The sequence below is a fragment of the Paraglaciecola chathamensis S18K6 genome, assembly GCA_000314955.1.
Classification (GTDB): domain Bacteria; phylum Pseudomonadota; class Gammaproteobacteria; order Enterobacterales; family Alteromonadaceae; genus Paraglaciecola; species Paraglaciecola chathamensis.
Window position 1 is genome coordinate 1 of sequence record BAEM01000035.1, and the last position, 21845, is coordinate 21845.

Annotated in this window: 16 protein-coding genes and 1 pseudogene; 3 read left to right on the plus strand and 14 right to left on the minus strand. The window is 44.1% G+C overall.

The window, feature by feature from the left end:
* Positions 1–49 precede the first annotated feature (49 nt).
* From glpQ to sugE, 3 genes are all read right to left on the minus strand, one after another.
* A complete protein-coding gene (gene glpQ / locus GCHA_RS13830) occupies positions 50–1033 on the minus strand; it encodes a glycerophosphodiester phosphodiesterase (RefSeq protein WP_007989232.1) in 984 nt (327 codons plus the stop codon).
* Between the two features lie 35 nt (positions 1034–1068).
* Positions 1069–1452, minus strand: a complete 384-nt coding sequence (gloA, locus tag GCHA_RS13835) for a lactoylglutathione lyase (protein ID WP_007989234.1) — start codon at positions 1450–1452, stop codon at positions 1069–1071.
* A 94-nt stretch (positions 1453–1546) separates the two neighbouring features.
* Positions 1547–1861 (minus strand): quaternary ammonium compound efflux SMR transporter SugE, encoded by a 315-nt coding sequence (gene sugE / locus GCHA_RS13840; protein ID WP_007989236.1) that lies wholly within the window; start codon positions 1859–1861, stop codon positions 1547–1549.
* A 308-nt stretch (positions 1862–2169) separates the two neighbouring features.
* On the opposite strand from sugE, the gene GCHA_RS13845 reads away from it, so the two are divergent.
* The gene (locus GCHA_RS13845; RefSeq protein ID WP_007989237.1) at positions 2170–2964 is read left to right on the plus strand and encodes a DUF599 domain-containing protein; all 795 of its coding nucleotides are present in this window, start codon (positions 2170–2172) and stop codon (positions 2962–2964) included.
* 173 nt (positions 2965–3137) lie between these two features.
* Here GCHA_RS13845 and GCHA_RS13850 read toward each other — a convergent pair.
* Positions 3138–3408 (minus strand): annotated as a pseudogene (locus GCHA_RS13850) (DUF2956 family protein).
* Between the two features lie 103 nt (positions 3409–3511).
* Complete coding sequence (locus GCHA_RS13855) at positions 3512–6256, minus strand: TonB-dependent receptor plug domain-containing protein (protein WP_007989241.1); 2745 nt, start codon at positions 6254–6256, stop codon at positions 3512–3514.
* A 173-nt stretch (positions 6257–6429) separates the two neighbouring features.
* Here GCHA_RS13855 and GCHA_RS13860 point away from each other — a divergent pair, with 173 nt between their 5' ends.
* Complete coding sequence (locus GCHA_RS13860) at positions 6430–7635, plus strand: anhydro-N-acetylmuramic acid kinase (RefSeq protein ID WP_007989243.1); 1206 nt, start codon at positions 6430–6432, stop codon at positions 7633–7635.
* A gap of 130 nt (positions 7636–7765) precedes the next feature.
* Here the strand turns inward: GCHA_RS13860 and GCHA_RS13865 are convergent, their stop codons facing one another.
* Positions 7766–8536, minus strand: coding sequence for an SDR family NAD(P)-dependent oxidoreductase (locus GCHA_RS13865; protein ID WP_007989245.1), 771 nt, complete (start codon positions 8534–8536; stop codon positions 7766–7768).
* A gap of 493 nt (positions 8537–9029) precedes the next feature.
* Between GCHA_RS13865 and GCHA_RS13870 the strand changes: the two genes are divergently transcribed.
* Entirely contained in the window at positions 9030–10850 is a 1821-nt protein-coding gene (locus tag GCHA_RS13870; RefSeq protein ID WP_007989247.1) for an acyl-CoA dehydrogenase C-terminal domain-containing protein, read from the plus strand.
* Positions 10851–11339: 489 nt separating this feature from the next.
* Here the strand turns inward: GCHA_RS13870 and GCHA_RS13875 are convergent, their stop codons facing one another.
* From GCHA_RS13875 to GCHA_RS13910, 8 genes are all read right to left on the minus strand, one after another.
* Complete coding sequence (locus GCHA_RS13875; RefSeq protein WP_007989249.1) at positions 11340–11588, minus strand: hypothetical protein; 249 nt, start codon at positions 11586–11588, stop codon at positions 11340–11342.
* Positions 11589–11881: 293 nt separating this feature from the next.
* Positions 11882–12544: an acyltransferase gene (locus GCHA_RS13880; protein WP_007989250.1), complete on the minus strand. Its 663-nt coding sequence runs from the start codon at positions 12542–12544 to the stop codon at positions 11882–11884.
* A gap of 728 nt (positions 12545–13272) precedes the next feature.
* Complete coding sequence (locus tag GCHA_RS13885) at positions 13273–16032, minus strand: TonB-dependent receptor (protein WP_007989252.1); 2760 nt, start codon at positions 16030–16032, stop codon at positions 13273–13275.
* Positions 16033–16450: 418 nt separating this feature from the next.
* On the minus strand, positions 16451–18334 hold the full coding sequence (locus GCHA_RS13890) for a sulfatase-like hydrolase/transferase (RefSeq protein ID WP_007989254.1): 1884 nt from the start codon (positions 18332–18334) through the stop codon (positions 16451–16453).
* 420 nt (positions 18335–18754) lie between these two features.
* On the minus strand, positions 18755–18964 hold the full coding sequence (locus tag GCHA_RS13895; RefSeq protein ID WP_007989256.1) for a hypothetical protein: 210 nt from the start codon (positions 18962–18964) through the stop codon (positions 18755–18757).
* A 454-nt stretch (positions 18965–19418) separates the two neighbouring features.
* Complete coding sequence (locus GCHA_RS13900; protein WP_007989260.1) at positions 19419–20129, minus strand: hypothetical protein; 711 nt, start codon at positions 20127–20129, stop codon at positions 19419–19421.
* A 693-nt stretch (positions 20130–20822) separates the two neighbouring features.
* A complete protein-coding gene (locus tag GCHA_RS13905) occupies positions 20823–21137 on the minus strand; it encodes a helix-turn-helix domain-containing protein (protein ID WP_007989262.1) in 315 nt (104 codons plus the stop codon).
* Positions 21124–21456 (minus strand): type II toxin-antitoxin system RelE/ParE family toxin, encoded by a 333-nt coding sequence (locus GCHA_RS13910; RefSeq protein ID WP_039992532.1) that lies wholly within the window; start codon positions 21454–21456, stop codon positions 21124–21126. Before GCHA_RS13910 ends, GCHA_RS13905 begins: the two co-directional genes overlap by 14 nt.
* Between the last annotated feature and the right edge of the window lie 389 nt (positions 21457–21845).

Genomic DNA, 21845 nt, shown 5'->3' on the forward strand with positions numbered 1-21845 from the left:
AACTTCACTTAGTTAATCGGCTTTTTGCTAATGTCAGTTCACCTATGCGTTATTGCGCGTTTACATAGTTCACGACAGTATCGGTGAAATCCGTAAACAAACCGTCCACTTTTAATTGTTTGAACAGTAAGTCTAGAGCTTGTTGACTATTAATGCCTTGTGGGAGCGCGTCTTGTCTAAAGGTATAAGGATGAACGTCAAGCCCTGCCTCATGAGCACGTTTAACCAAGCCGGTAGGTTGCATGGTTTGCATGTTAACAAGTTGCGAGATCCACGGGCCGATACCTTGAGCAACGGCGGCTAACTCTTTTAGTTTCTCTGGTGTGCGCAGTTCGTCATAATCAGTGGGGGATTCTCCCCAATCATTTTCGCCAAGTAGCTGAATAAGTTTAACTTTAGCCCCTAGTTCATGTCGTAAACGCTTAAGTTCAGCGTAGTCAAAACATTGCACGTAAATTGCCTTTTCAGCATCATCCAGATCATGCTTACGCAGGGTTTTCATGACTATTTTACTGATATCGACACCTTGTTCGCGGTGCCAAGCAGGAGACTTAATTTCAGGATAAAAACCAATATTTTTACCGAACTGACGATTAAGCTGGCTAATGAGCTCAATCTGCTCTTCAAATGTGGCAATGCTAAACTGCGCGTTACCTTGGTAACGCTGCTTAAATACTTGCTTGCCCTCTGTTGTGCTTCGCTCGTGTACGGTCAGAGTTTTTAATTCTGCTAAGGTGAAATCTAATGCATAGAAACGCCCGTCATCACGCATACGCTGAGGAAATTTAGCAGCAACATCGGTCACGGTATCTAAATGAATATCATGCAGCACCACCGGTACGCCATCTTTACTAATAACCACATCCTGTTCGATAAAATCGGCGCCTAGTGCAAAGGCGAGGGTAGTGGACTCCATGGTATGTTCAGGCAAATAACCTGACGCCCCTCGGTGGGCAATAACCAAGGGATCAGCCCAAGCTAAGTGGCTTGATAACAAAGCGCACAATGCTAACGACAAAATTGATTTCTTCATATTGACTCCAATGTCACTGTTTCCTGAGATAAGGTTTATTTGGTTTGAATAAGCTCAATTGCATAACCGTCAGGATCGCGTACAAAGGCGATTACCGTAGTGCCACCTTTTACAGGCCCTGCATCACGATACACGTCAGCTCCTTGGGCTTTAAGTTGTGTACAGACTTGATAGACATCATCAACCCCGAGCGCAATATGGCCATAAGCGGTGCCCATGTCATAACTGTCTTGATCCCAATTATGAGTTAGCTCTAACACTGTGTTGCTGTCTTCATCGCCGTAACCGATAAAAGCCAACGTATAGCGGTATTGTTCATTTTCACTGGTGCGCAGTAGTTTCATGCCTAGCAATTCAGTGTAAAAAGCGAGTGAGCGGTCTAAATTTCCCACCCGCAACATGGTGTGTAATAAACGCATTCTGGTCCTTATTTACTGATCTGTTGAACCGAAGTGTACCCAGTTAACGTGCGCAACAATATGACAAAGCGTAACAAAAACCGACGTTACCCTGTTAACTGCTTAGTTTTAAGCCAATGACGCCCACTGTAATAGTGAGTAAACTCATCACTCGCCAAAGATTGACAGGTTCATTGAGCATAACAATACCAACGATAGCAGTACCCACCAAGCCAATAACAACCCACACCGCATAGGCAGTTCCAGCGGGTAGCGTTTTCATCGCAATGCTGAGTAAACCAAAACTGATCGCCATGGCCACTAGGGTCAAAATAGACGGCCACAACTTACTGAAACCGTCACTGTATTTCAGCCCGATTGCCCACACCACTTCGAATAAACCTGCTATAACCAAAATAATCCAGTTCATTTTTATACCTACTCATTTTGAGCTGGGTCGTCCCAGAAAAAAGCGCGAGGGATGAGGTCGTCCTCATTTCGTTGGTATTACATCGATGGACATGCGCTAAATTGATGGCTGGCCACGAGGTAAAAATTTGATTGTCGAAAAGACTCGCGTACTTTAGCACGCTTGGTTCTGCACCGTACATAGCGCTTCTTACACCACTTATAGATTCGCTATAGCCAGCGTAAATTAGTTGCTACAATCCTGCTGAGTTTACACAAACCTGAGTTGCTACGAGTGTATAGCCTGAGACGTAAGAGGAAGTTGAAGATATGGATGACTTAAAGAACATTGTTTTGCTTTTATCCTGGGTAGATTACTTGGGCATTGCGTTATTTTTTAGCTGCTGGATGGGCTATCGTTTTGTGCTCGAACGCGGGGAAATAGGGCGTAAAGGCTTGATAGGCATTACTCATGAATATCGTCTGCAGTGGGCGATGGAATCTGCAGCGCGTGAAATACCCGTTGCCTGTGCAGGTCTCACCAGTAACTTAATGGCAAGTGTGTCGTTTTATGCTTCTACAACTATTTATATTATTGCTGGTTTGTTTGCCTTGGTCGGCTCGGTAGAACGTTTGTTAAGCTTCTCTGAAGACATGCCTTTTGCTCAAGCAGTGTCCAGTGGTTTAATCGAACTAAAGCTTATCTTACTTATTTTTATTTTTGTGAACGCTTACTTTAAGTTCACTTGGTCATTAAGGCAGTTCAACTTCTTGTGTATTTTGATTGGCGGTAGCCCCTACCATGGGAACATGCCTTCAGAGGAATACCGCGTTAAAACCGCTAAGCGTATGGCAAGAGTCAACTCCTGTGCTGGGAACGAGTTTAATCGCGGGATCCGTTCTTATTATTATGGCATTGCCGCTTCCACTTGGTTTCTACATCCGGTGGCATTTATCGTGGCGACCATTTGGGTCACTTATATCCTTTACGTACGGGACTTTCATTCTCCTGTGCTAGAAATATTAAGAGATACTTACCCACCAGAGCTAAGAAACTATACGCAGGGCAGTGACGAAAAGGGAGTGAACAAGCAAGAAGGGAGCGTGCAGCAATCTTCGCGTTAGTGGCATAGGTGGCATAGGTGGCGTTAGTGGCGTAAGTGGCACAAAGGTGAAAGCAAAGGTGAGTTTATTATGTGGTTCACTGCTTCTTACTTAAGCTCACGGCGTCTCATTCAAGCTTACGGCTTCTCATTCAAGCTATATCACTGCCATATAAAATAAGTGATAAAGCCAGCCTAGCTTAGTGCTAACAGAATCCAGGGCGATTTTTTGTCGATGAATTATTCGCGATTTCTGCTTGGGGCTCGGCCGGACTATCTTGGGGTTGTTTGGCCTTTTGCTTACGTTGTTTATCGATTGCACGTAGCTTAATACCTTGTTGTTTTTTGTAGTCGGCGATACCTTTTTGAATGCCTTGTGCAATCAATTTAGTTTGCTCTTTCGTTTGTCCACTTTTTTGCCGGCCCTTGGCTGAGCTTCAACTTGCGGCGAGACTTTAGGTTTCATTTTATCTGTTCCAAATCGTGTGGTGGATCCCAATAGGCGAGGATAAAAAAGCCCCGCATTTGCAGGGCTTGTTATAAGTTTATCAAAACCTAAGTATTAAACACTACAAACTAGGAGAGTAGCGCACGGCTAAGCCTATTGTTCTGCCTATCACATCATAATCACTCACTGTATTAAAATGGTTAGCACCAGCTAGCGGAATCGGTGGCTGTTTATCAAACATGTTGTCAATACCGAAATTTAATACTACTTGCTCGGTAGCCTGCCATGAGGCGGCAAAATCAAAGTAGTCTTGTGCGCTAATGCTGGTGGAGCGATCAGAAGCGTAATCAACATCGCCAATGCGTCTCCAGCCAAGTTGAAAGTTCATACTGTCCAAATGCCAATCAAGGGTCGCCCTGTGCTTATAATCTGCTTGCAACACACTGGCAAAATCTCCCGAGCAGGCACTGCCATATGTACCTTTACAATCAATAGCGGCTACGGTGGAATTGTTTTGGCGCGTTTGCTTAGTGACGAGATTACCTTGGTAACTAAATTTAAATGTGCCACCTAAAGCATCTGGTGCATCTAAAACGTAATTCGTGGCGATATCGATACCGCTTTGTTCGATAGAGGCTAAATTGAAGTCATTGACAATGGCAGTGCTAATAAAACCCGTCGTTGGATCTCGCAATACTGCGCCGCATAATGGGTTATTGGCATCAGGGTTATCTATGTAGCAACTTTGCAAAGCGGCGCCAGGTTGAATTTGGCTTACAGCATCAGAGATATCGATATGATAATAATCGATTGAAACATCAAACCCTTCGATATATTCAGGAGTGTACACCAAGCCCACAGTCTCAGATTCGGCCTGTTCTGGTTTGATATCTGGGTTGCCGCCATAGGTATACTCTGCGGTGCTAGAATCAAATGCTGTGCCGACCTCTGGTGCCCCAAAGCGTTCACATTGAGCGGCATCTCCTGTGCCTAATAAACATGGATCACCGTTATAGCGCCCGGCAAAACGGGCCACAAATTGATCGCTTGTTTGATCGAATAAGGCGAGGGACAAACCACTAATCGGGCTGGCGAATTCCCCGAGGTTCGGCGCCCTAAAGGCGGTTAATTTGTTAGCACGTAGGCGCAGATCATCGTTGATGGCCCAATTTAGGCCGATTTTATAGGTGTCTTCAGCTTCTGTGTTTGAATACTCGGAAACACGATAAGCCCCTTCGATGCTCACTTCTTTCGCAAACGCCACATCGGATACCACGGGCACGAGTACTTCAGCGTAAACTTCTTCACTATCGAAGCTGGCATCCATATCAAACGCACTGACAGTCGCAAAACTGGTTCCATTTCTAAATGCGTCGCCAGGGGTCTGCTCACCCGTTTCTTTGCGATATTCGTAGCCGATAGCAAAATCGATTGGACCATCTGGTAATTCAAACAAAGCCGACGAATCGCCGGATAAGGTTGCCGCAAGTACGCTTTGGGTACGCTCGCGGGTTGTGTAAATCAACGGATCACTAAAGCTGGTTAAATCTAAATTTGGATCAAATATATCAACACTGTTGGCTAAGGCCGCGAAGCGGTTATTACCCGCTCCATCAACGGTATAGGCGTTGTTGTAAAGCGTAGCGGTTTCATCGGTTTTACCGTACTGGCCATAAACATCAAAACGAAGATAGTCGTTAATATCGCCTTTTATGCCCATTTGCATTTGAATGGAATCTCGTTCGGCTTTGGTGCGCTGTACACCAAGGCCTAGATTTCTTTCAACGTTGACTTGGGCATTGCCGTCGGCATCGAAGGTTAATCTGTTGCGCATTTCATCGCTTAAAAAAGCGTTGTCGGCCGTTAAGGTGACTTCTTGGTTGACTGAAATAGGGGCTTGGCCGCTTGCGCCTGCGCCCTCAACAGTGACCTGTGAGTACATCACGCGACCGTAGGCCGTGGTGTCTTCTGACAAATCAAAATCAAATAACAGCCCGCTAGATAAACGTTTCATGGGTTGCGTTAGATAAAGGTCGGCGGTAGAGCTGGTGGTTTGGCGTTCGTCAACTAGGCCACCTGAGGCATCAATAGCAAAGGCGTTGCCAGAGGCAAGATCGGTATAATAGCCTCCGGTATTGATAATAGAGTTGGCATTTTGCATCGCATAGTCACGTTCACCGGCTAACAACTCTTTACGTTCAGAGTAACCAAGGTAGCCAGTGACATGGCCAGCGCCATCAGCAATGTCACCGCCAAATATCCCTTCGACATTAAAGGTTTCGTTGCCGCCGTCAGCGGTTTCATAGCTGCTCGAGAATTCAGCACCATTAAAACTATCGTTTAAAATAAAGTTCACCACGCCAGAGACCGCATCGGCGCCGTATACTGCTGCAGCACCACCGGTGAGCACATCTACGCGTTTAATCAACCCAGTGGGGATCATGTTGACGTCAACCGAGTTACGAAAACTAAAAGGAACCGCGCGCGTACCATCGATTAAGACCAGAGTACGGTTTTGTCCTAAACCGCGCAGATCAATGGTGGATGAACCAAATGAATCACCAACTGTGGAACCTGTGCTGTTCGCGCCAGCTGCCGCTTGGGGAAGTTTAGTGGTAATATCTTCTACATTTACCGCACGATCTAACTTTATTTGCACCTCATCAACACTGGCTACTGCGCTACTGGAAACAAGTTCTGTACGCTGAATTCTTGACCCAGTTATAGAAATAACTTCAGTGTTATCTTTGGCTAGGCTTTGTTCTTGGGCCAGTGAAGCATGGCTGAAAAGTGCAGCGCTGACTGCCATGGTGACAGGAAATAAAGTGTGACGTTGAAGCTTGGTAACATAGGTTTTGTGTTTCATATGACTGTCCCGTTGCCGATGTGTTGATAAAACGTGCGTTGCCTGATTTTAATTTGTACAGCGTGGTCATTATCAACTGAAAAAAAATCAAATTGCAATAAAAGTTTCTTGTAAAATTAATATTTATTGATAAATTATTCTTAACGAGCCAGCGGATACAAGCACAATGCATAATGAATAAGCACATAGAAAAACTGTATAACAGTGCCAAAAAGCCCTCTCGTCTGGTCATTGGTTTAATGAGTGGCACTTCTTTGGATGGATTAGACGTGGCCTTGTGCAAAATTGCGGGGCAGGGCAGTGACACGAAAGTAGAGTTGCTCGAATTTACCACCGTTGATTACACTCAGAACTATAAAAGCAAAATAAAAAGTGTGTTCGCCAAACGTCAAGTTGATCTGCAGCAAGTCACCTTATTGCACCCCTGGGTAGGTGTTTTACATGGCCAAATGGTCAATCAATGTTTAGCTAACTGGGGAGTACAGGCAGCAGAAATAGATGCCATTGCCAGTCACGGGCAAACTATATATCACTGCCCATTGCGTCAGCACGGACTAACTGAATTTGGTAACGCGACTTTGCAAATTGGAGACGCGGACCATTTAGCGGTCACTACAGGCATTACCACCCTTGGGGACTTTAGGCAAAAACACATTGCCGCAGGGGGCGAGGGCGCGCCCTTAGCGGTGTATGGTGATTATCTGTTTTTCACCAGCAAACAAGAAAATCGCATTTTATTGAACATGGGGGGGATCGCGAATTTAACCTATTTGCCTAAAACCGCTGATTCAAGTGCGGTGTTTAGTTCAGATACCGGCCCTGGCAACACCATAATGGACGCGTTTGTGCAGCAGCATTTTGCGCCACTGCAATATGATAAAGACAGTGCCATTGCGCGTCAGGGCACAGTGAACTCTGGATTATTGAGTGCATTATTGGAGCATGATTTTTTTGCCTTAAATTTTCCAAAAACCACAGGGCCAGAAGTATTTAACTTAGACTATTTGGCGGCAGCGCAGCAACGCTCTTGTACACACGATTTAGCGCTTGAAGACGTTTTAGCCACCTTAAATGTGTTTTCAGCAACTACTATCGCCAATGCCCTTAATAATGCAGCAGCTGAGTTAGGCGAATTTAGCGTGTACGCCAGTGGTGGGGGCATTCATAATCCTCTGTTGATGGAACATATATTGAATTTATGCCCTAGAGTGTCAGAGGTGCGTGATACCAGCGAGTTGGGTATTCATCCTGACGCGAAAGAAGCGGTGCTGTTTGCGATACTCGCCAACGAGTGTTTGGTAGGGGGACAACAAGCGTTTGGCAATATCGAGCAAGGGATCCCGAATGTGACGATGGGTAAAATTAGTTTCGCTGATTAGCGGGTGTTTGCCTGTCGCTTTTATCAAGCCAGTTGAGTGCGGCGTCTGGCGCAGGCGTTTTCTTGTAATTCGTAGTGCGCACTTTTAAAGAATGCCCCGTCTTCGGATACGTCGACGGGGGTTGTTGGGCCTAACCTGCATTAGCTACTTGGCCGCCGTCTAACACCACGGTATGGCCACAAACGTAATTGCTCGCTTTGGAGCAAAGGTAAATAGCGGTACCAGCCACATCTGCCAGCTCACCTACCTTACGCGCGGGAAGTCCTTCCTTTATTTCTTGTTCATGCGCCAAGGCGTGTTTTGTCATCTTGCTAGGGAAAAATCCAGGTGCAATCGCGTTAATGTTGACGTTGGTGGGGCGAATATCTGCTGCCATATGTCGAGTCATTTGAATAACTGCTGCCTTGCTAGCAGAGTAAGAATAATTATTCATATGGGGGTGGGTGATGCCGTTAACAGAGGCAATATTTACAATCCGTGAAGGCTCATCGGCGTTTCCGGCTAAGCGAAGCGCAGGCAGTAAACGCTGACTCAAAAAGAAGATAGATTTCACGTTCAAATCCATTACTTTATCCCAGCCAGATTCTGGAAACTCTTCAACTGGCGCGCCCCACGCGGCCCCCGCATTGTTAATGAGAATGTCGATTTTTGGTTCGCGTTTAAGCATCTCTTCTGCGAAAGCATCGACTCCGGCCATGGTCGATAAATCAGATTGTATCGCGATGCACTCGCCTAAACTTGATAGCTCGGCAGCGGTTTGCTCAAGCTGTTCAAGTTTACGTGATGTGATGTAGGTTTTTACGCCACTTTCCACAAAGCCACGTGCGATCATGGCACCTATTCCACTTGAGCCACCGGTTACGACAGCGGTTTTGCCTGCCACTGAAAAAAAATTGTTCATATACGCTTCCTTTTGTTTGAACGCCTATGCACAGGCGCTTCGTTTTTTTTGCCCTAAATACATCAACGCCACAGCGCCAGCGAGGTAGGTCATTAAGGCTATTCCCGTATTTCAACCAAATGCGGCCGTAAAAGGCATATAACACCCGCGGCGAACTCGATTAATACACGTCCCAGGAGAGTTTTTGATTGGAGTTAACAGGCCTAGCAAAAAAGTTAACTTTATAAGCCATCTGACTTCATGCTTAACGTTGCATTAGCTGCTACCTGTTTAAGTACATAGCACCTAAACAGTGGGCTGCAATATAGACCATCCTGAGTCAGTTATTGATAACACAAAAAACGCAGCATGATGTCTATGCGATTATTGTCATTATTTATAATTGCTCATTACTCAGTGAATCAAGTACTTTTAGTTAAGTGGTTAGACCAGTTGTTTTTTGTCTGCTATAGTCACCTGAGCCTATAAGAAAAACAAATTTTGGAGTTCTACTATGTTGCAGTATAAAGCGCCCGTTATGGACATGAAGTTTCTGATTGAAGACGTGTTCAAATATTATAAACATTATGAGAGTTACCCGGAGTTCGCTGAAGCAACCCCCGATTTAGTCGATGCGATATTGCAAGAATGCGCAAAATTTTGTGAAAACGAATTACTGCCGTTAAATCAAAGCGGTGATAAAGAAGGCTGCCAATTCGATAATGGTGTGGTGACCACGCCAACTGGCTTTAAAGCGGCTTACAACAAATATGTAGAAGGTGGATGGCAGAGTTTATCTCATCCGGTTGAGCATGGTGGGCAGGGCTTACCGCCTTCGCTTGGTATGGCAAAACAAGAAATGATGGGCACAGCCAATTGGTCATGGGCCATGTATCCGGGCTTGAGCCACGGAGCCATGAATACAATTCAAAGCCATGGTACGCAAGAGCAAAAAGAACTTTACCTTACTCGCCTCACCGAAGGCACATGGACGGGAACTATGTGCTTAACTGAACCCCAATGCGGCACAGATTTAGGCCAGGTTAAAACCAAAGCCATACCAAATGATGACGGTACCTATGACATAGTGGGCACCAAGATATTTATTTCAGCGGGTGAACATGACCTAACCGAAAATATTATTCATATCGTATTGGCTAGGTTACCTGGAGCACCTGAAGGGACACGCGGCATATCATTGTTTATCGTGCCTAAAATACAAGTCGATCAACAAGGCAATCTAGGTGAGGGTAACCAAGTTACGTGCGGCGCCATTGAAGATAAAATGGGTATCAAAGCCTCATCTACCGCTGTACTGAATTTTGATAATGCAAAAGGTGTATTAATAGGCCCAAAAAACAAGGGATTAGAATGCATGTTCACCTTTATGAACACCGCTCGCGTAGGCACCGCGCTGCAAGGCGTATGCGCATCTGAATTGGCTTACCAAAACTCCTTGTTGTATGCCAAAGACCGATTATCTATGCGCGCTTTAACCGGTAAAAAATGCCCCGATAAAGTTGCCGACCCTATCATAGAGCACCCTGATGTACGTAAAATGTTGATGACCCAAAAAGCCATCTCTGAAGGTGGCCGCGCCATGATCTATTACACCGCCAAAATCGTCGATGAAATAGAAATGGCAAAGACCGAAGAAGCACGTAAAGTGGCAGATGATAGGTTGGGCTTTATCACTCCAATTTTGAAAGCGTTTCTAACAGAAATGGGCTGTGAAAGCACCAGTCACGGTATGCAAGTATTCGGCGGCCATGGTTACATTAAAGAATGGGGCATGGAGCAAATCGTACGTGACGTGCGTATCTCCACCTTGTACGAAGGCACGACGGGCATTCAAGCGTTAGATTTACTCGGCCGTAAAATACTGCTTACCCGAGGTAAATCATTAAAGGCATTCAGTAAAGAAGTGCTACGTTTCTGCAAAGATAAGAGCATGATTTCCAAAAATCCTCACAAGCGTCAAATGAATAAGTTTATATGGGCGCTCAGTAAAAATACCGCAAACTGGCAGCAATACACCATGCGCTTAGCGTTAAAAGCGAAAAAAGATCGCGATATTGTCGGCTCAGCCTCAGTGGATTACCTAATGTACTCTGGTTACATTATGATGGCGTATTTCTGGGCCCAAATGGCTCAAACCGCCTACGAAAAACTAGCGACAGATGTAGAAAATCGTGATTTCTACCGTGCCAAAATCAAAACCGCTGAATTTTATTTTGAGCGTTTACTGCCCAGAACAAAATCACTGGCCAAAACCATGATGGCAGACCCAAAAACGCTAATGCAGTTAGACGAAGATCTGCTGTCATTTTTGTAATAATACGAGCGGCAAAAAAAGCCTAAAAATAGGAAAGCTTGAAGACTTGTGTAAAGCCTCCCTAGATAAGAGAAGGGAAAAAGAAGCGAATAAAGCATAGAAAAATTAAGGTACTGAGCAAATTCAAAATTGGCTCAGTGCCTCTATGTTAGAAAGAGAAATTTTAACGACGAGGCTTGGTTAAGTTTCAATATTTTTGCGGAGCAGGGCTATTGTTGACAGTGATTGAATTCAAGCACTGGCCTTGTGTGCAATTTTTCAACACTCAATATTCCAGTAAAATTCAATCATTCGCAGCAAAAGTGCCGCAACTCTTCTGGTGAAGAACGTTATGAAGTCACAGAGAATTATGACGCCATTTTGATGTTGGGTGTCTATTTATTCGTATCTATATATCCACATCTATCCGCATCTACGTATCGCATAAATATACACCCTAGAGATTATCGAGCCGCACACTGTATAGATTGCGAGCGTTAAGCTGGCGGGTCAAATACGCTTTTGGTGTGTGCGCATTTTATCTCGAAAAAAGCCAAATAATGAATATGCCACTACCCCAAAAGATAAAACAGCGACTGCACCAGCAGGATACGCCATTAGCGCCATACCTGTATTCCAGCCGTAGATTGCCATGACAGTGCATATCACACCCAAGGAAAACTCTATCAGTAAGCTTTCCCAAGGTAATTTTTGATCTGAATTGACCGGCCTTGCGAAAAAATTCACTTTATACGACATTTTCAAGCCCCCTTATTGTACAGAACACCCTGAATAACTCACTTGCCCCATGGTGACATTTAGCTATTTATCAGTGCTTTAGTGCGCAGAATATTGCTCGCTAGTTGGGGTGTTTTGGTTCTTCGCTGCTCATTTTTAGCACGATAACGTGTTTACTGTATAGGGGATTTATTCAGCATATTTCTAAGATAGTTGGTGGGGGCACAATTAACATGAGTGACTTGATAACTCGACAGGCCCAGCGATTAACAGGGGGGGGCTATGTAGTTTATTAAAAACACATTTCGTTTTTATCACGGTTTCCAAGAAACGTTTTCCTTAACAACATTTGCTGGAGAACCCGCAATTACAGTATTTTTTTGCTCAATTGTTTTATTGACCGTGCTTGCGGCAGCAACTATAACGCCGTCTGAGATTAGAACCCCTTTAAGAATTAAAGTTCTACAACCTATCCAGACGTTATCGCCAATATTGATTGGCATTGGCGCATTTAGTTGCCTCCCTCCTTCGTCAAATATCTCATGAAAATCAGTGTCCATTATCAACGAATCCCAAGATATAAGAACATTGCTGCCAATTGATATTTCTTTTTGCGCTACAATTGAACTCTCAGCTGTTATACAAAAACCATTGCCGATTATTAGTTTTCCCGATACTGATATCTTACTACCGTGCCCTATTTTGGCTTTGCCTTTAAACTCTACAATCCCTGAAACTTGCCATATGCTGCGCGACTTTTGTCTGTCAAATATACCAACTTCACCAAACCCAATTTTAATACGTTCTGATATGTTCTTAGGTAAAATGATTTTACCTTCAGTTTTTAGTAGCCATACGCGATGTGAAATCAGAATGGGGAGCCTGATAGCTTGTGAAAGTGGAAAGTACTTAAAATTAAAATAAAGACTCTTGGGTAAACTGAGCGCATACATGCGTAATTTGTTAATACTTTTCATACCTGCTTTACGCCTTTAATGCATAGTTGTTAGTAATCCTCACATAAATTAAGTGGAAAATAAGTGAGTACGTTCAGTGCTAAGATAAATAGTTTACTAAACACTTGAATTTTATCAAAACCAATTAGATAACAACATCATACGGGATATTAAGATTTACACTATCTGATAGACAAGCAATTCCGACAACTAAATTAAATATTTTTATTCGGATATCAATATCCCTAAACGGAATATCAGCAATAAAAACAAAATTCTGTGAAGTCTACTGCGCTTATATGAAACGACCGAATCTTTTGTCATTTACTATTAATAACCAAGGGGATGCCGAAACCTTCATGACGTTCGTAAATGACGAATTCGGCTGGAGCTATACTTATTAACTTTCTTTCAAGCGCACAACTGCCGTAAAGGCATCAGTCAACAAGCTCAGATAATGACGGGAAAGAGAAGTGCACAGCGGAAAAGTGCACAGCGAAAAAAACGTGGCTAAGAAGAGTGCAGTGCAAAGGGATGTATTGAAAAAATAGCGCTAGCAATAGGGCCTCGAAAAAGAGCCGTGTTTTAATGAGTAGGTGAAAAATTAGCTTGTTTATCTGATTGATTTTTAGACGTTTAATTCGATTCCTTACACCGTGAATACCAGCACCGTTTTTTATTTGTGTTGATCTGGCTATTGGGGTCGTTGCAAAAGCGTGCCAGCCTGAACTTCAGGCTGGCATTTAGGCTTAAAACTTACCGCGTACACCTAGGTTATAACGGGGGCCATATACTTCATAATCAATCAGTTGGTTACTAAAGCGGCCATGGCGACGGGTACTTTCATCTGTTACGTTGATCCCTTCAAAGAACACCGATAACCGGTCATTTATGTCGTAGCTAGCGGAAATATCAAGCTGACTGTAGGCTTCGGTAAAAGTGGGTTCCAAGCCGCCAGTTAACAGGAAGTCATCCCGCCAATTGTATGCAGCGCGAACTTGATAGTCATCTTGCTCGTAAAACACCACTAGGTTAGCTGAATCACTTAACCCAGATAGGGCAAAATCATTCTCAAGGGAGTAAATATCATATTCGTCTTCACTATTTACCATAGTGTAGTTCACCACGCCGCCAAAACCTGTGTCACCGAACAGATGCTGTACATTAAACTCCCAGCCATATACGCGTGTTTCATTGAGGTTTTGCGGCGAAGTGATTTCCCAAATGATCACTGGATCACTGGCGATGGAAACGCACGCATCAACTGGATTTTGATCTGAGCCTTCAGGGCAATTTCCTCGCGGGTTAACGCTTGGGTCGGTAAGTGGACCAGCAGGGCTAATTATTTCGCTCTCTGTTTGCCCTGTGGCGATAAAGTTATCCACTTGTTTACGGAAATGGCCGACTGACACATAGCTACCTTCGTCATAATAGTATTCTAATGATAGATCGAAGTTTTCCGATTCATAAGGCAACAGGTTTGGGTTGCCCTGTGAGGCGCGAAACGGACCGCCAGAGCGGTGTAGGTCAATACTGGTCGATGGGAACATAGCCCCGATACTGCTGCGAGCCACAGTGACACTGTAAGAGAATCTTGCTGTTAATTCGTCAGTGATCCCCAAACTTATATCAAGATTCGGTAAGAAATGCTCGTAAGCGCCCTCTAACGTTTCTGATACTTCTTCGTCGGCAAGAATTTGTGATAACTGAATCGGCGTTATCCAGTTAAAGCCGATAACGGGTCGCAGAACCGAGTAGGATTCAACATCGGTTTCTTCGTAGCGAAGACCAAAGTTGGCGTTGACCGGCATATCATTAAACTCGGTTATAAAGTCGAACGATGCAAATGCTGCTGTGGTTTCTTCTGAGATGCCGTTCTTTTGAATATCAGCTTCGTTATACAGGCCTTGCTCTTTGACTAAATCAAGAAACTGATTGGCGCTATAGACGGGTAAGTACTCGTAACCCACGCCACCAGGCTGCAATTCAAATGCTAGGTCATCGGTGTTCAGCGCTCCATTTCCAAGAGCAAAGTTAGCGCTGTAAATATTGCCTGTGTCCACGTCATACTTAGTATGCGCGAATCCAAAGTGTACGCTATCAAGCGCACCGTCACTCATGTTTTTCCATTCACCACTAAATTGAATCTGCTGAATGTTGTTTTCGATTTCATAGCCACGTTCTTGATATAAGTCGCCCTCGATATTTTCGGGGGCATACGCACCGCCTTCAAGTGCGCTGTCATCATAGAAGGCGGTAGGGGTATCGCCGCTAAAATCAGCACTGATATGCACCGGAGCTAATGAACCAAATGGATTTTTTAAGTTCGCTAAACGCTCGGCAGGAAGCGCCCCCGGGTTGGCATGAGATGTAGAGTCATGTAAGTCCAAGGTGAAGTTAAGTGCATCTGTTGCTTGCCATTCAAAGTTAGCACCGATGGAGTCATTTTCTGTTTCAAAGTTATATTCCCAAGCCCAGAAGTTCAGTTCGTCGTTGCTTCTACTAGGGTTAATAATTGTACCATTGACATCAGCTGCACCCTCTTCAACATTATCGAACCAAAAGCTCATTCGGTTCATTTTGCCGTTTTCTTCTAAGCGTGAAATAACATAATCCAGCGTCGCGGTCAGTGTGTCAGTGGGGGCAAATTGCAGCACAAGCTGGCCGTTCAAACGGTCACGACTGTAATTCGCATCGTCTAAATCTACGGTAGGTGTTCGCCACGTTGCCAGTGTTGGGTTTTTATCTGCATCAATAGCACTGGTGTCAGGGTTAGCTTGCCCTGGGTAGCCACGGCCCCAGCCTTGGGTGCCAATTCGGTCTATATGGCTGTCACGCTCTGAATACGAAACTGACGCAAGCACACCGAATTTTCTATCGTTAAAGGTTTTGCTGATCATCCCAGCCACTTCAGGGGTAATGTCGTCACCTATTGTCACACTGGTGTCCATTACGCCTTTTGCACTCCAAGCGGCAACAAACTCTTCCATTTCAAAGGGACGGGCTGTTTTAATATTGATCGTGGCACCGATCCCGCCTGAGCTGACGTTGGCTCGCCCTGTTTTATATACCTCGACACCGGAGACACTCTCGGCGGCAATTTCACGGAAGTTAAAACTACGGGATATACCGGCACCTGCAAGCGCAGAAGAGTTTGGCATTTGGCGGTTGTTTAAGGTCACTAGGTTAAAGCTTGGCCCGAAACCCCGCACGGTCACTTGGTTACCTTCATTGTTGGTTCGGTCGATGGAAACACCCGTCACACGTTGCAGTGATTCAGCTAGGTTTGTATCGGGGAATTTTCCGATGTCTTCAGCAGATATGGCGTCAACGACGCCCGAAGCATCACGCTTTATATCCATCGCAGAGGTTAACGAACCACGGATACCTTTTACTTGAATGACCTCAACAGCCTGAGGTTCTTGCTCTGTTTCTTGAGCATTAACGGTGCTGCATAACAACCCTGTAGCAACGGCGATAGCGATTTTACTGAGTCTATTGGCTTTCATGTGATGTTCCACCAGCTTAATTGTAAATAAATTGTCAACGATAAATATGTTCGTAGGTTTAATGTTAATTGTCAACAAAATATTAAATAAATGTTAATGATCTTAAGCGTGTGTGGTTAATTTATTTGACGACAAATGCTGCTACAGATAGCGCTGCAAGAGAGCGCGCGAGATGCAGCCAGAGAATTCTTGTTTTTTGAAATGCGCAATTTTTATAAAAAATTATTCATCTAGGCATGTTTTTATTTGGAATATATGGCCAGTTAGGAGTGGGTTTATTGCATTCGGCTCAGCTGCTACGTGGGCTAATGAGGTGGTGTAAATATGCTTTATTTAACATTTGTGTAGCAATTGTGTCGCTTGGGGGGCGAGAACCTTGGTACGCTGAGCAGGGAGCCTGCCCAGCAAAGGGCAGATGCTATAAGTTAAAGCGTTGAGGGTCACTCACACCGTCTTTTGGAATGATATTGGCTGGGATGTCGATTTTTTTATCATCGGCCCCTGAGGCAAATTGGCTCACGTTGTAGGCATTTTTTGTCGACCAATCCATTTCCACTCGGCCGTCACCTAATACGATATTTCCTAGCTTGCTACGGAACCATTCCGCTAACGCGATATACTCCACCGTGTAAGCAACGTTTTTTCTCTCTTTTGGATCAACGCGCAAATCATATAACGCCATTTCCGCATTTAATGGGCTTGTCGTCAGTGCCCAGGTTATGTCTTCGTTTAAATCTGGCACGCGCGCTGGGGTACGTTTATCCCGAGTACGCATGGAAAACGCGAAATCGTCCGTGCGCAGATAAGCTCGATAGCCACAGACTAGGTTCATTTCACCGAGAATGTAGTCCCGCTCGGGCGTTTCACCATTGGCGACTTTGGCTAAGTCAACGCCATCTAAGTATTCATATTGCGCTTCTTGCGTATTGATTTGGGCTGCTTCCATCAGAGTTGGCGCAAAATCTACGTATTCAACAAGATCCGTGACGATTTTACCTGGTGGGTATGTTTTCTTATCTGACGAAACAACAATAGCTGCGCCGTTTAATGATGCTTGCCAAGAGCCAAATTTACCCATAATACCCTGTTGCCCTAGGTGCCAGCCGTGATCACCAACAGTTAGCACGATAACATATTCACGGCCTTGCTTAGCTGAATGGGCTTTGAAAGCGTCAACCGCTTCCCCGATAAGGGCATCGCCGTATGCAGTAAATGCGTAGTAATCACGAATAGCCTGCAATTGGTCTTCCTTGGTCATGCCGTCGGACTTCGCTTCATTATAAATCTGTAATTGTTGAGTGGTAAACGTGCCTAGCTCTTGGGTGTCAAACTTAGGTAGTGTGTACTCGCGATCTTTAAACTGATCACGGAACGATTTCGGCGGTAAGACAGGCGTGTGGGGTAGGTGAAAGCCAAGATTAACAAAGGTCGGCTTGTTTTTATCTGGGCCATTAACCTGACGCCCCGAGAAACTCTGGTACTGCTTACCACTGTTGCTTAAATAATTCTCAAACTCTTTAACAATATAGCCATCCACGGTTTTACCCGCCGGTTGAGGGTTAACCCCACCGAGTATTAAACCGGTATTGATACGAGTGTATGCACGTAAAACGTCAAACTCTTGCTCTACGCCTTGCTTTATCGTCTGTTCTTGTTCATTTAACTGTCGATCTTTTTTAGATAAAACGAATTCTTTGCTTTGACCATCAGGGTAAAACACCTTTTCGAAGGAATCTCTGCGTTTTAATACTGCATCTTCTAACCCATGAGAGCCACTGGAGTACCAGCCGCCAAAACCATGCAATAACAAATCACGGTTGAACTCAATTTCCAGATCAAAAATATGACTCTTTTGATTTAACGCCTCACTAATTCCGTGATGTGTTTTCCCTATTATAGCCGTACTGTAGCCTGCGGTTCGAAGCTGCTGGGAAACTGCGGGGCGCACAAAGTCCGCTTCTTGGTGGGTATGTTCCCATGCGTACTTACCATTTCTAAACGGATACCGACCAGTATGCATAGACGTTCTTGATGGTCCACATGTGGGAGAATTGTTATAGGCGTTGGTAAACATCACCCCCTCGTTAGCGAGTTGGTCTATGTTTGGCGAAAGCACAAAACCCAACTCGCCTTCATCTGTGCCTCGGGTGGCACGGTTATAGGCTTGTATCGAATCAGGGCGCTGATCGTCTGTGATGATCCAAAGAATATTGGGTTGGTCTTTAGCCTGTGAAGCACTGGCAAAAACGTTGAACAATAGCACTGCAGCAGGAATGAAGTAGCGCAACTTAACTCGTAGCATTTTAGTCACCTCTGTTGGTTAATTGTTAACATGATACATTTAATTTGTTAATTATGTAACGATAAGAGGCGCTATTTTGTTCAGTTTTCAAAAGGTAAACGCGAAACCAGCTATTGCATCGCATCAAAAATGACACAAGCTGTTAGCACAGAGGCAGCAATGGCGAGCAGCAATGATCAACAGCAAAAAAGGGGGGATTAACAGCCAAGGGGAATACATGATAAATAAGTAGAATGAATAGAAGCGACAACAATGCAGTACAGTCATTCAGGTGAAAGCAAAGCGCACTAGCGATGTAAACGTGGGTATTTAAAAGCGACTTGTCGACTGAGCGGATGACAAGAGCCTGTTTGGCTACTCCGCTAATCTCGTGCATAAGAAATCAACGGGAGCAGCTTTATTTACGCTCAGAACTCGTTCTTACTCTTCATTGCTGTATTTTTGTTTGATGTACTTAATGTTCGCATTGAGTTCCATTATCTCTAATTGCGAGTCTCGTACAACATCACGCATCTCTCTAACACGTCGTGATATAAGAAAGATAAACACAGGTACCAAGAGCCACAAAAAAAATAATGCAATATACAGCAGGATCCCTGCAAGCCCGAAACTTCCTAATACATCATCCATAGCAAACATCTCCTTTAGTAATTAATGACCTTAGAAGGCCAGTACATTCAAAACAGCCCAGAGGAAAGACACTCTAGACTCTACATATCTGATTGTTACACAGCACAGAAAACATTGTAAGGGTTGGTTTATTTACCTATGAAAGGATCGGGCAAGCATGCGTGCTTTCGCAAACTATTATTAAATTAATCTAACAATAACGTGCAGAAAAGTAAGGCGTAAAAACTTAAGAAACTGAAAACGCCAAGGCTAGCTTTGAGTTCATGCAAAAGGCAAGGTTGCCAACTGACAACCTTCATATTTGACATACGTGAGGGCAGGGAAATAATCATATAGAGCGCCCCATACCAAGTAACATCAAGTTTTAAGTCGCTATGTACATTTGCTTTATATAAAGCGCAACAAAGATAAACTTGCTACTAATTCACAGCCTTTAGATAAAACGGGCATGCTTTTAGTACCACGACTGCCAAGACGACGGCCCACCGTTAGTCACCAGATGAATGGATATATTTACCTGATATTGCGCCCCAGCGGAATTTCCAGAACCAACAAACGTAATACTGAATGACTCGTTAGGGCCCGGCAATCTATGTCCACCCAAACCAATAGTAGGCTCAGCAACCAAAGCTTCGCGCAATCGACTTCCAAATGTGGGAAATACTCTTGCTGATGTACTTACTTTATCGTCGTCATCTGGGTCAAATATAAACCAACCTCTATCGGTTAAACTCGCACTATTTCCCGCTGACCAAAGATCCGTTGTTGTAGGTACATTTCCAGCAGAAAAAATTTGCTGAGCACTAGATTCAACAGCACTATAAAAACGCTCGTTATCTTGCTCCCTATTGTCATCAGTTGAGCTGTCTTGCTCGACTGCACGTGCAACAAAGCCGAGAAAGGGGTTTCTGATGGTAGGCACATTCGCGGGTACAACAAACATGCCTTGCGCCCGGATCCTTCGACCGTCATCATCAGTTGAGTCTGGCGGCAAAATTAGCCCTCTACGGAATCTAGAGGGAAAGAGATTACCAGTGGTATAAGGGTCCAATCGAACGTCCCCTCCAAAAGCAGTAACCATTGCAAATTGCAGCGATACCTCGTCTTCACCACGCTCACTAAAACTTTCGATTATTAAGTCCCACGATATTTGCATTTTAGCCATTATTTTTTCCTCGTCCTGTAAAAAAAAGCTGTCACTAGCCTAATGACTTCCGATAAATCGCAGTAGAACCCAGTGATCGGTCGTCCAAAATGGCAGAATAGCTTTTGCAATTTAGTTCACCATGTTGGATAGGTTTAATGGAAGTTAGTTATCGTATTTTAATTATTCCAATTGCAGAGCTACTACAACTAATCGCAATAAAAATATGTTCTGAATGTATTAGGTAAGAAAATGACTACTCTTCTTGCAAGAATCCATTTGCCCTAGCTAAAAATACTATCGTTACTAACGCTATAACTAGCAATTCCATCTGTTTCTCCAATTAGTCTTAGAATTAAAACTCTGGAGCGCCCAACTTGAGCGTTGAATGAGTATAGTTGACAACGCTGGAAGTGAAACCAGTTGGCTAAGACGCTGCTTTAGCTTTCTTGCGACACAAACTTTCCCGCTCAAATCGGCGACTTGTCATACCCTTTTTTTGAAAGCCACTAGTGATTGATTCTCAGATAATTTAATTACGAACATTTTTAACATGGGTGTCTCGTTAATTCAGCTGTTGAAGAAAGAGTTACTCGAGCCGCGGGACGCGGTTTGAAAATAGGCATGGATGCCATAAGCGCAGCGCATAGTGGTCAAAGCCATTTGGTGCAGGCCGTTGTGGGGGCAGGAGGTTAGAGATCTCTGGCTACCCGATTATAGCTCTGCTATGTGTGCGAGAGTTTCCGGATGACGTTGTACTAATTTCAAAAGAGTAATTGCCTGTCCATTTGGAGCACTGCGTCCTTGCTCCCAGTTCTCTAAAGTACGAGAAGATGTATGAAGCAAACTTGCAAACACACCGCGAGACATATTCAATTTTTCTCGAATATGTACAATTTCACTAGGTGAAATATCAAGTTCACTTAGATCCTTAACTTGATGTGTTTTAAGAGTAAGCTTCCCCTCTGAATGTTCTTTTGCTTCAACAAGAGCCGAGCTTAATTCTGTAAATAAATCACGATTGCTCATTGCGCCATACCTCCATAAAAGTCTTTAATTTGTTCTTTTGATCTGCGGTTAAATCTGACATTTCACTCTTCCCATAAATAGTGAGCAAATAGAAGCGTCGTTTTTGATCAAAAAAGTAATAAATGACACGTGAACCACCACGCTTACCTTTACCCTTACTTGCAACTCGAAGCTTGCGCAAACCACCTGTACCTTGAATGACATCCCCCTGCTTGGGGTCTGACATTAGCTCAGCCTGAAAGAGCCTAAACTCTTCATCACTGAGGTAGTCATCTCGATATTTCTCAAATATTTTTGATTCTACGAATATACACTTCATCATTAAAGTGTACGCAATTCGCGTATAGTAGGCAAGGAGGGATATAAATGAGTTGTAACAGCTTCATTCACCGACAATCTAACAACGAACATTTTTAACATGGGTGTCTTCGTATCTTCTCGCGACTCAAACTTTCCCGCTCAAATTGGCGACTTGTCATACCCTTCTTTTGAAAACCACTAGTGATTGATTCTCAGATAATTTAATTACGAACATTTTTAACATGGGTGCCTTGTTAATTGTTCGTATCTTCTGTTGGTCGGTTGCGCGTCTCGCCCAAGATGCTCGGGGTGACTTGATTCGGTAGAAAAAGCAGCGACAAGTCGCCAAAAGCAATGGCTACACCGCTAAGAAAGCAGTGTCGTCGAGTGTCGATTCGAAATGAATAA

Excerpts from the sequence above, each read along its gene's own strand:
- glpQ (WP_007989232.1), bottom strand. The coding sequence starts at position 1,033 with ATGAAGAAATCAATTTTGTCGTTAGCATTGTGCGCTTTGTTATCAAGC.
- gloA (WP_007989234.1), bottom strand. The coding sequence starts at position 1,452 with ATGCGTTTATTACACACCATGTTGCGGGTGGGAAATTTAGACCGCTCA.
- sugE (WP_007989236.1), bottom strand. The coding sequence starts at position 1,861 with ATGAACTGGATTATTTTGGTTATAGCAGGTTTATTCGAAGTGGTGTGG.
- GCHA_RS13845 (WP_007989237.1), top strand. The coding sequence starts at position 2,170 with ATGGATGACTTAAAGAACATTGTTTTGCTTTTATCCTGGGTAGATTAC.
- GCHA_RS13855 (WP_007989241.1), bottom strand. The coding sequence starts at position 6,256 with ATGAAACACAAAACCTATGTTACCAAGCTTCAACGTCACACTTTATTT.
- GCHA_RS13860 (WP_007989243.1), top strand. The coding sequence starts at position 6,430 with ATGAATAAGCACATAGAAAAACTGTATAACAGTGCCAAAAAGCCCTCT.
- GCHA_RS13865 (WP_007989245.1), bottom strand. The coding sequence starts at position 8,536 with ATGAACAATTTTTTTTCAGTGGCAGGCAAAACCGCTGTCGTAACCGGT.
- GCHA_RS13870 (WP_007989247.1), top strand. The coding sequence starts at position 9,030 with ATGTTGCAGTATAAAGCGCCCGTTATGGACATGAAGTTTCTGATTGAA.
- GCHA_RS13875 (WP_007989249.1), bottom strand. The coding sequence starts at position 11,588 with ATGTCGTATAAAGTGAATTTTTTCGCAAGGCCGGTCAATTCAGATCAA.
- GCHA_RS13880 (WP_007989250.1), bottom strand. The coding sequence starts at position 12,544 with ATGAAAAGTATTAACAAATTACGCATGTATGCGCTCAGTTTACCCAAG.
- GCHA_RS13885 (WP_007989252.1), bottom strand. The coding sequence starts at position 16,032 with ATGAAAGCCAATAGACTCAGTAAAATCGCTATCGCCGTTGCTACAGGG.
- GCHA_RS13890 (WP_007989254.1), bottom strand. The coding sequence starts at position 18,334 with ATGCTACGAGTTAAGTTGCGCTACTTCATTCCTGCTGCAGTGCTATTG.
- GCHA_RS13895 (WP_007989256.1), bottom strand. The coding sequence starts at position 18,964 with ATGGATGATGTATTAGGAAGTTTCGGGCTTGCAGGGATCCTGCTGTAT.
- GCHA_RS13900 (WP_007989260.1), bottom strand. The coding sequence starts at position 20,129 with ATGGCTAAAATGCAAATATCGTGGGACTTAATAATCGAAAGTTTTAGT.
- GCHA_RS13905 (WP_007989262.1), bottom strand. The coding sequence starts at position 21,137 with ATGAGCAATCGTGATTTATTTACAGAATTAAGCTCGGCTCTTGTTGAA.
- GCHA_RS13910 (WP_039992532.1), bottom strand. The coding sequence starts at position 21,456 with ATGAAGTGTATATTCGTAGAATCAAAAATATTTGAGAAATATCGAGAT.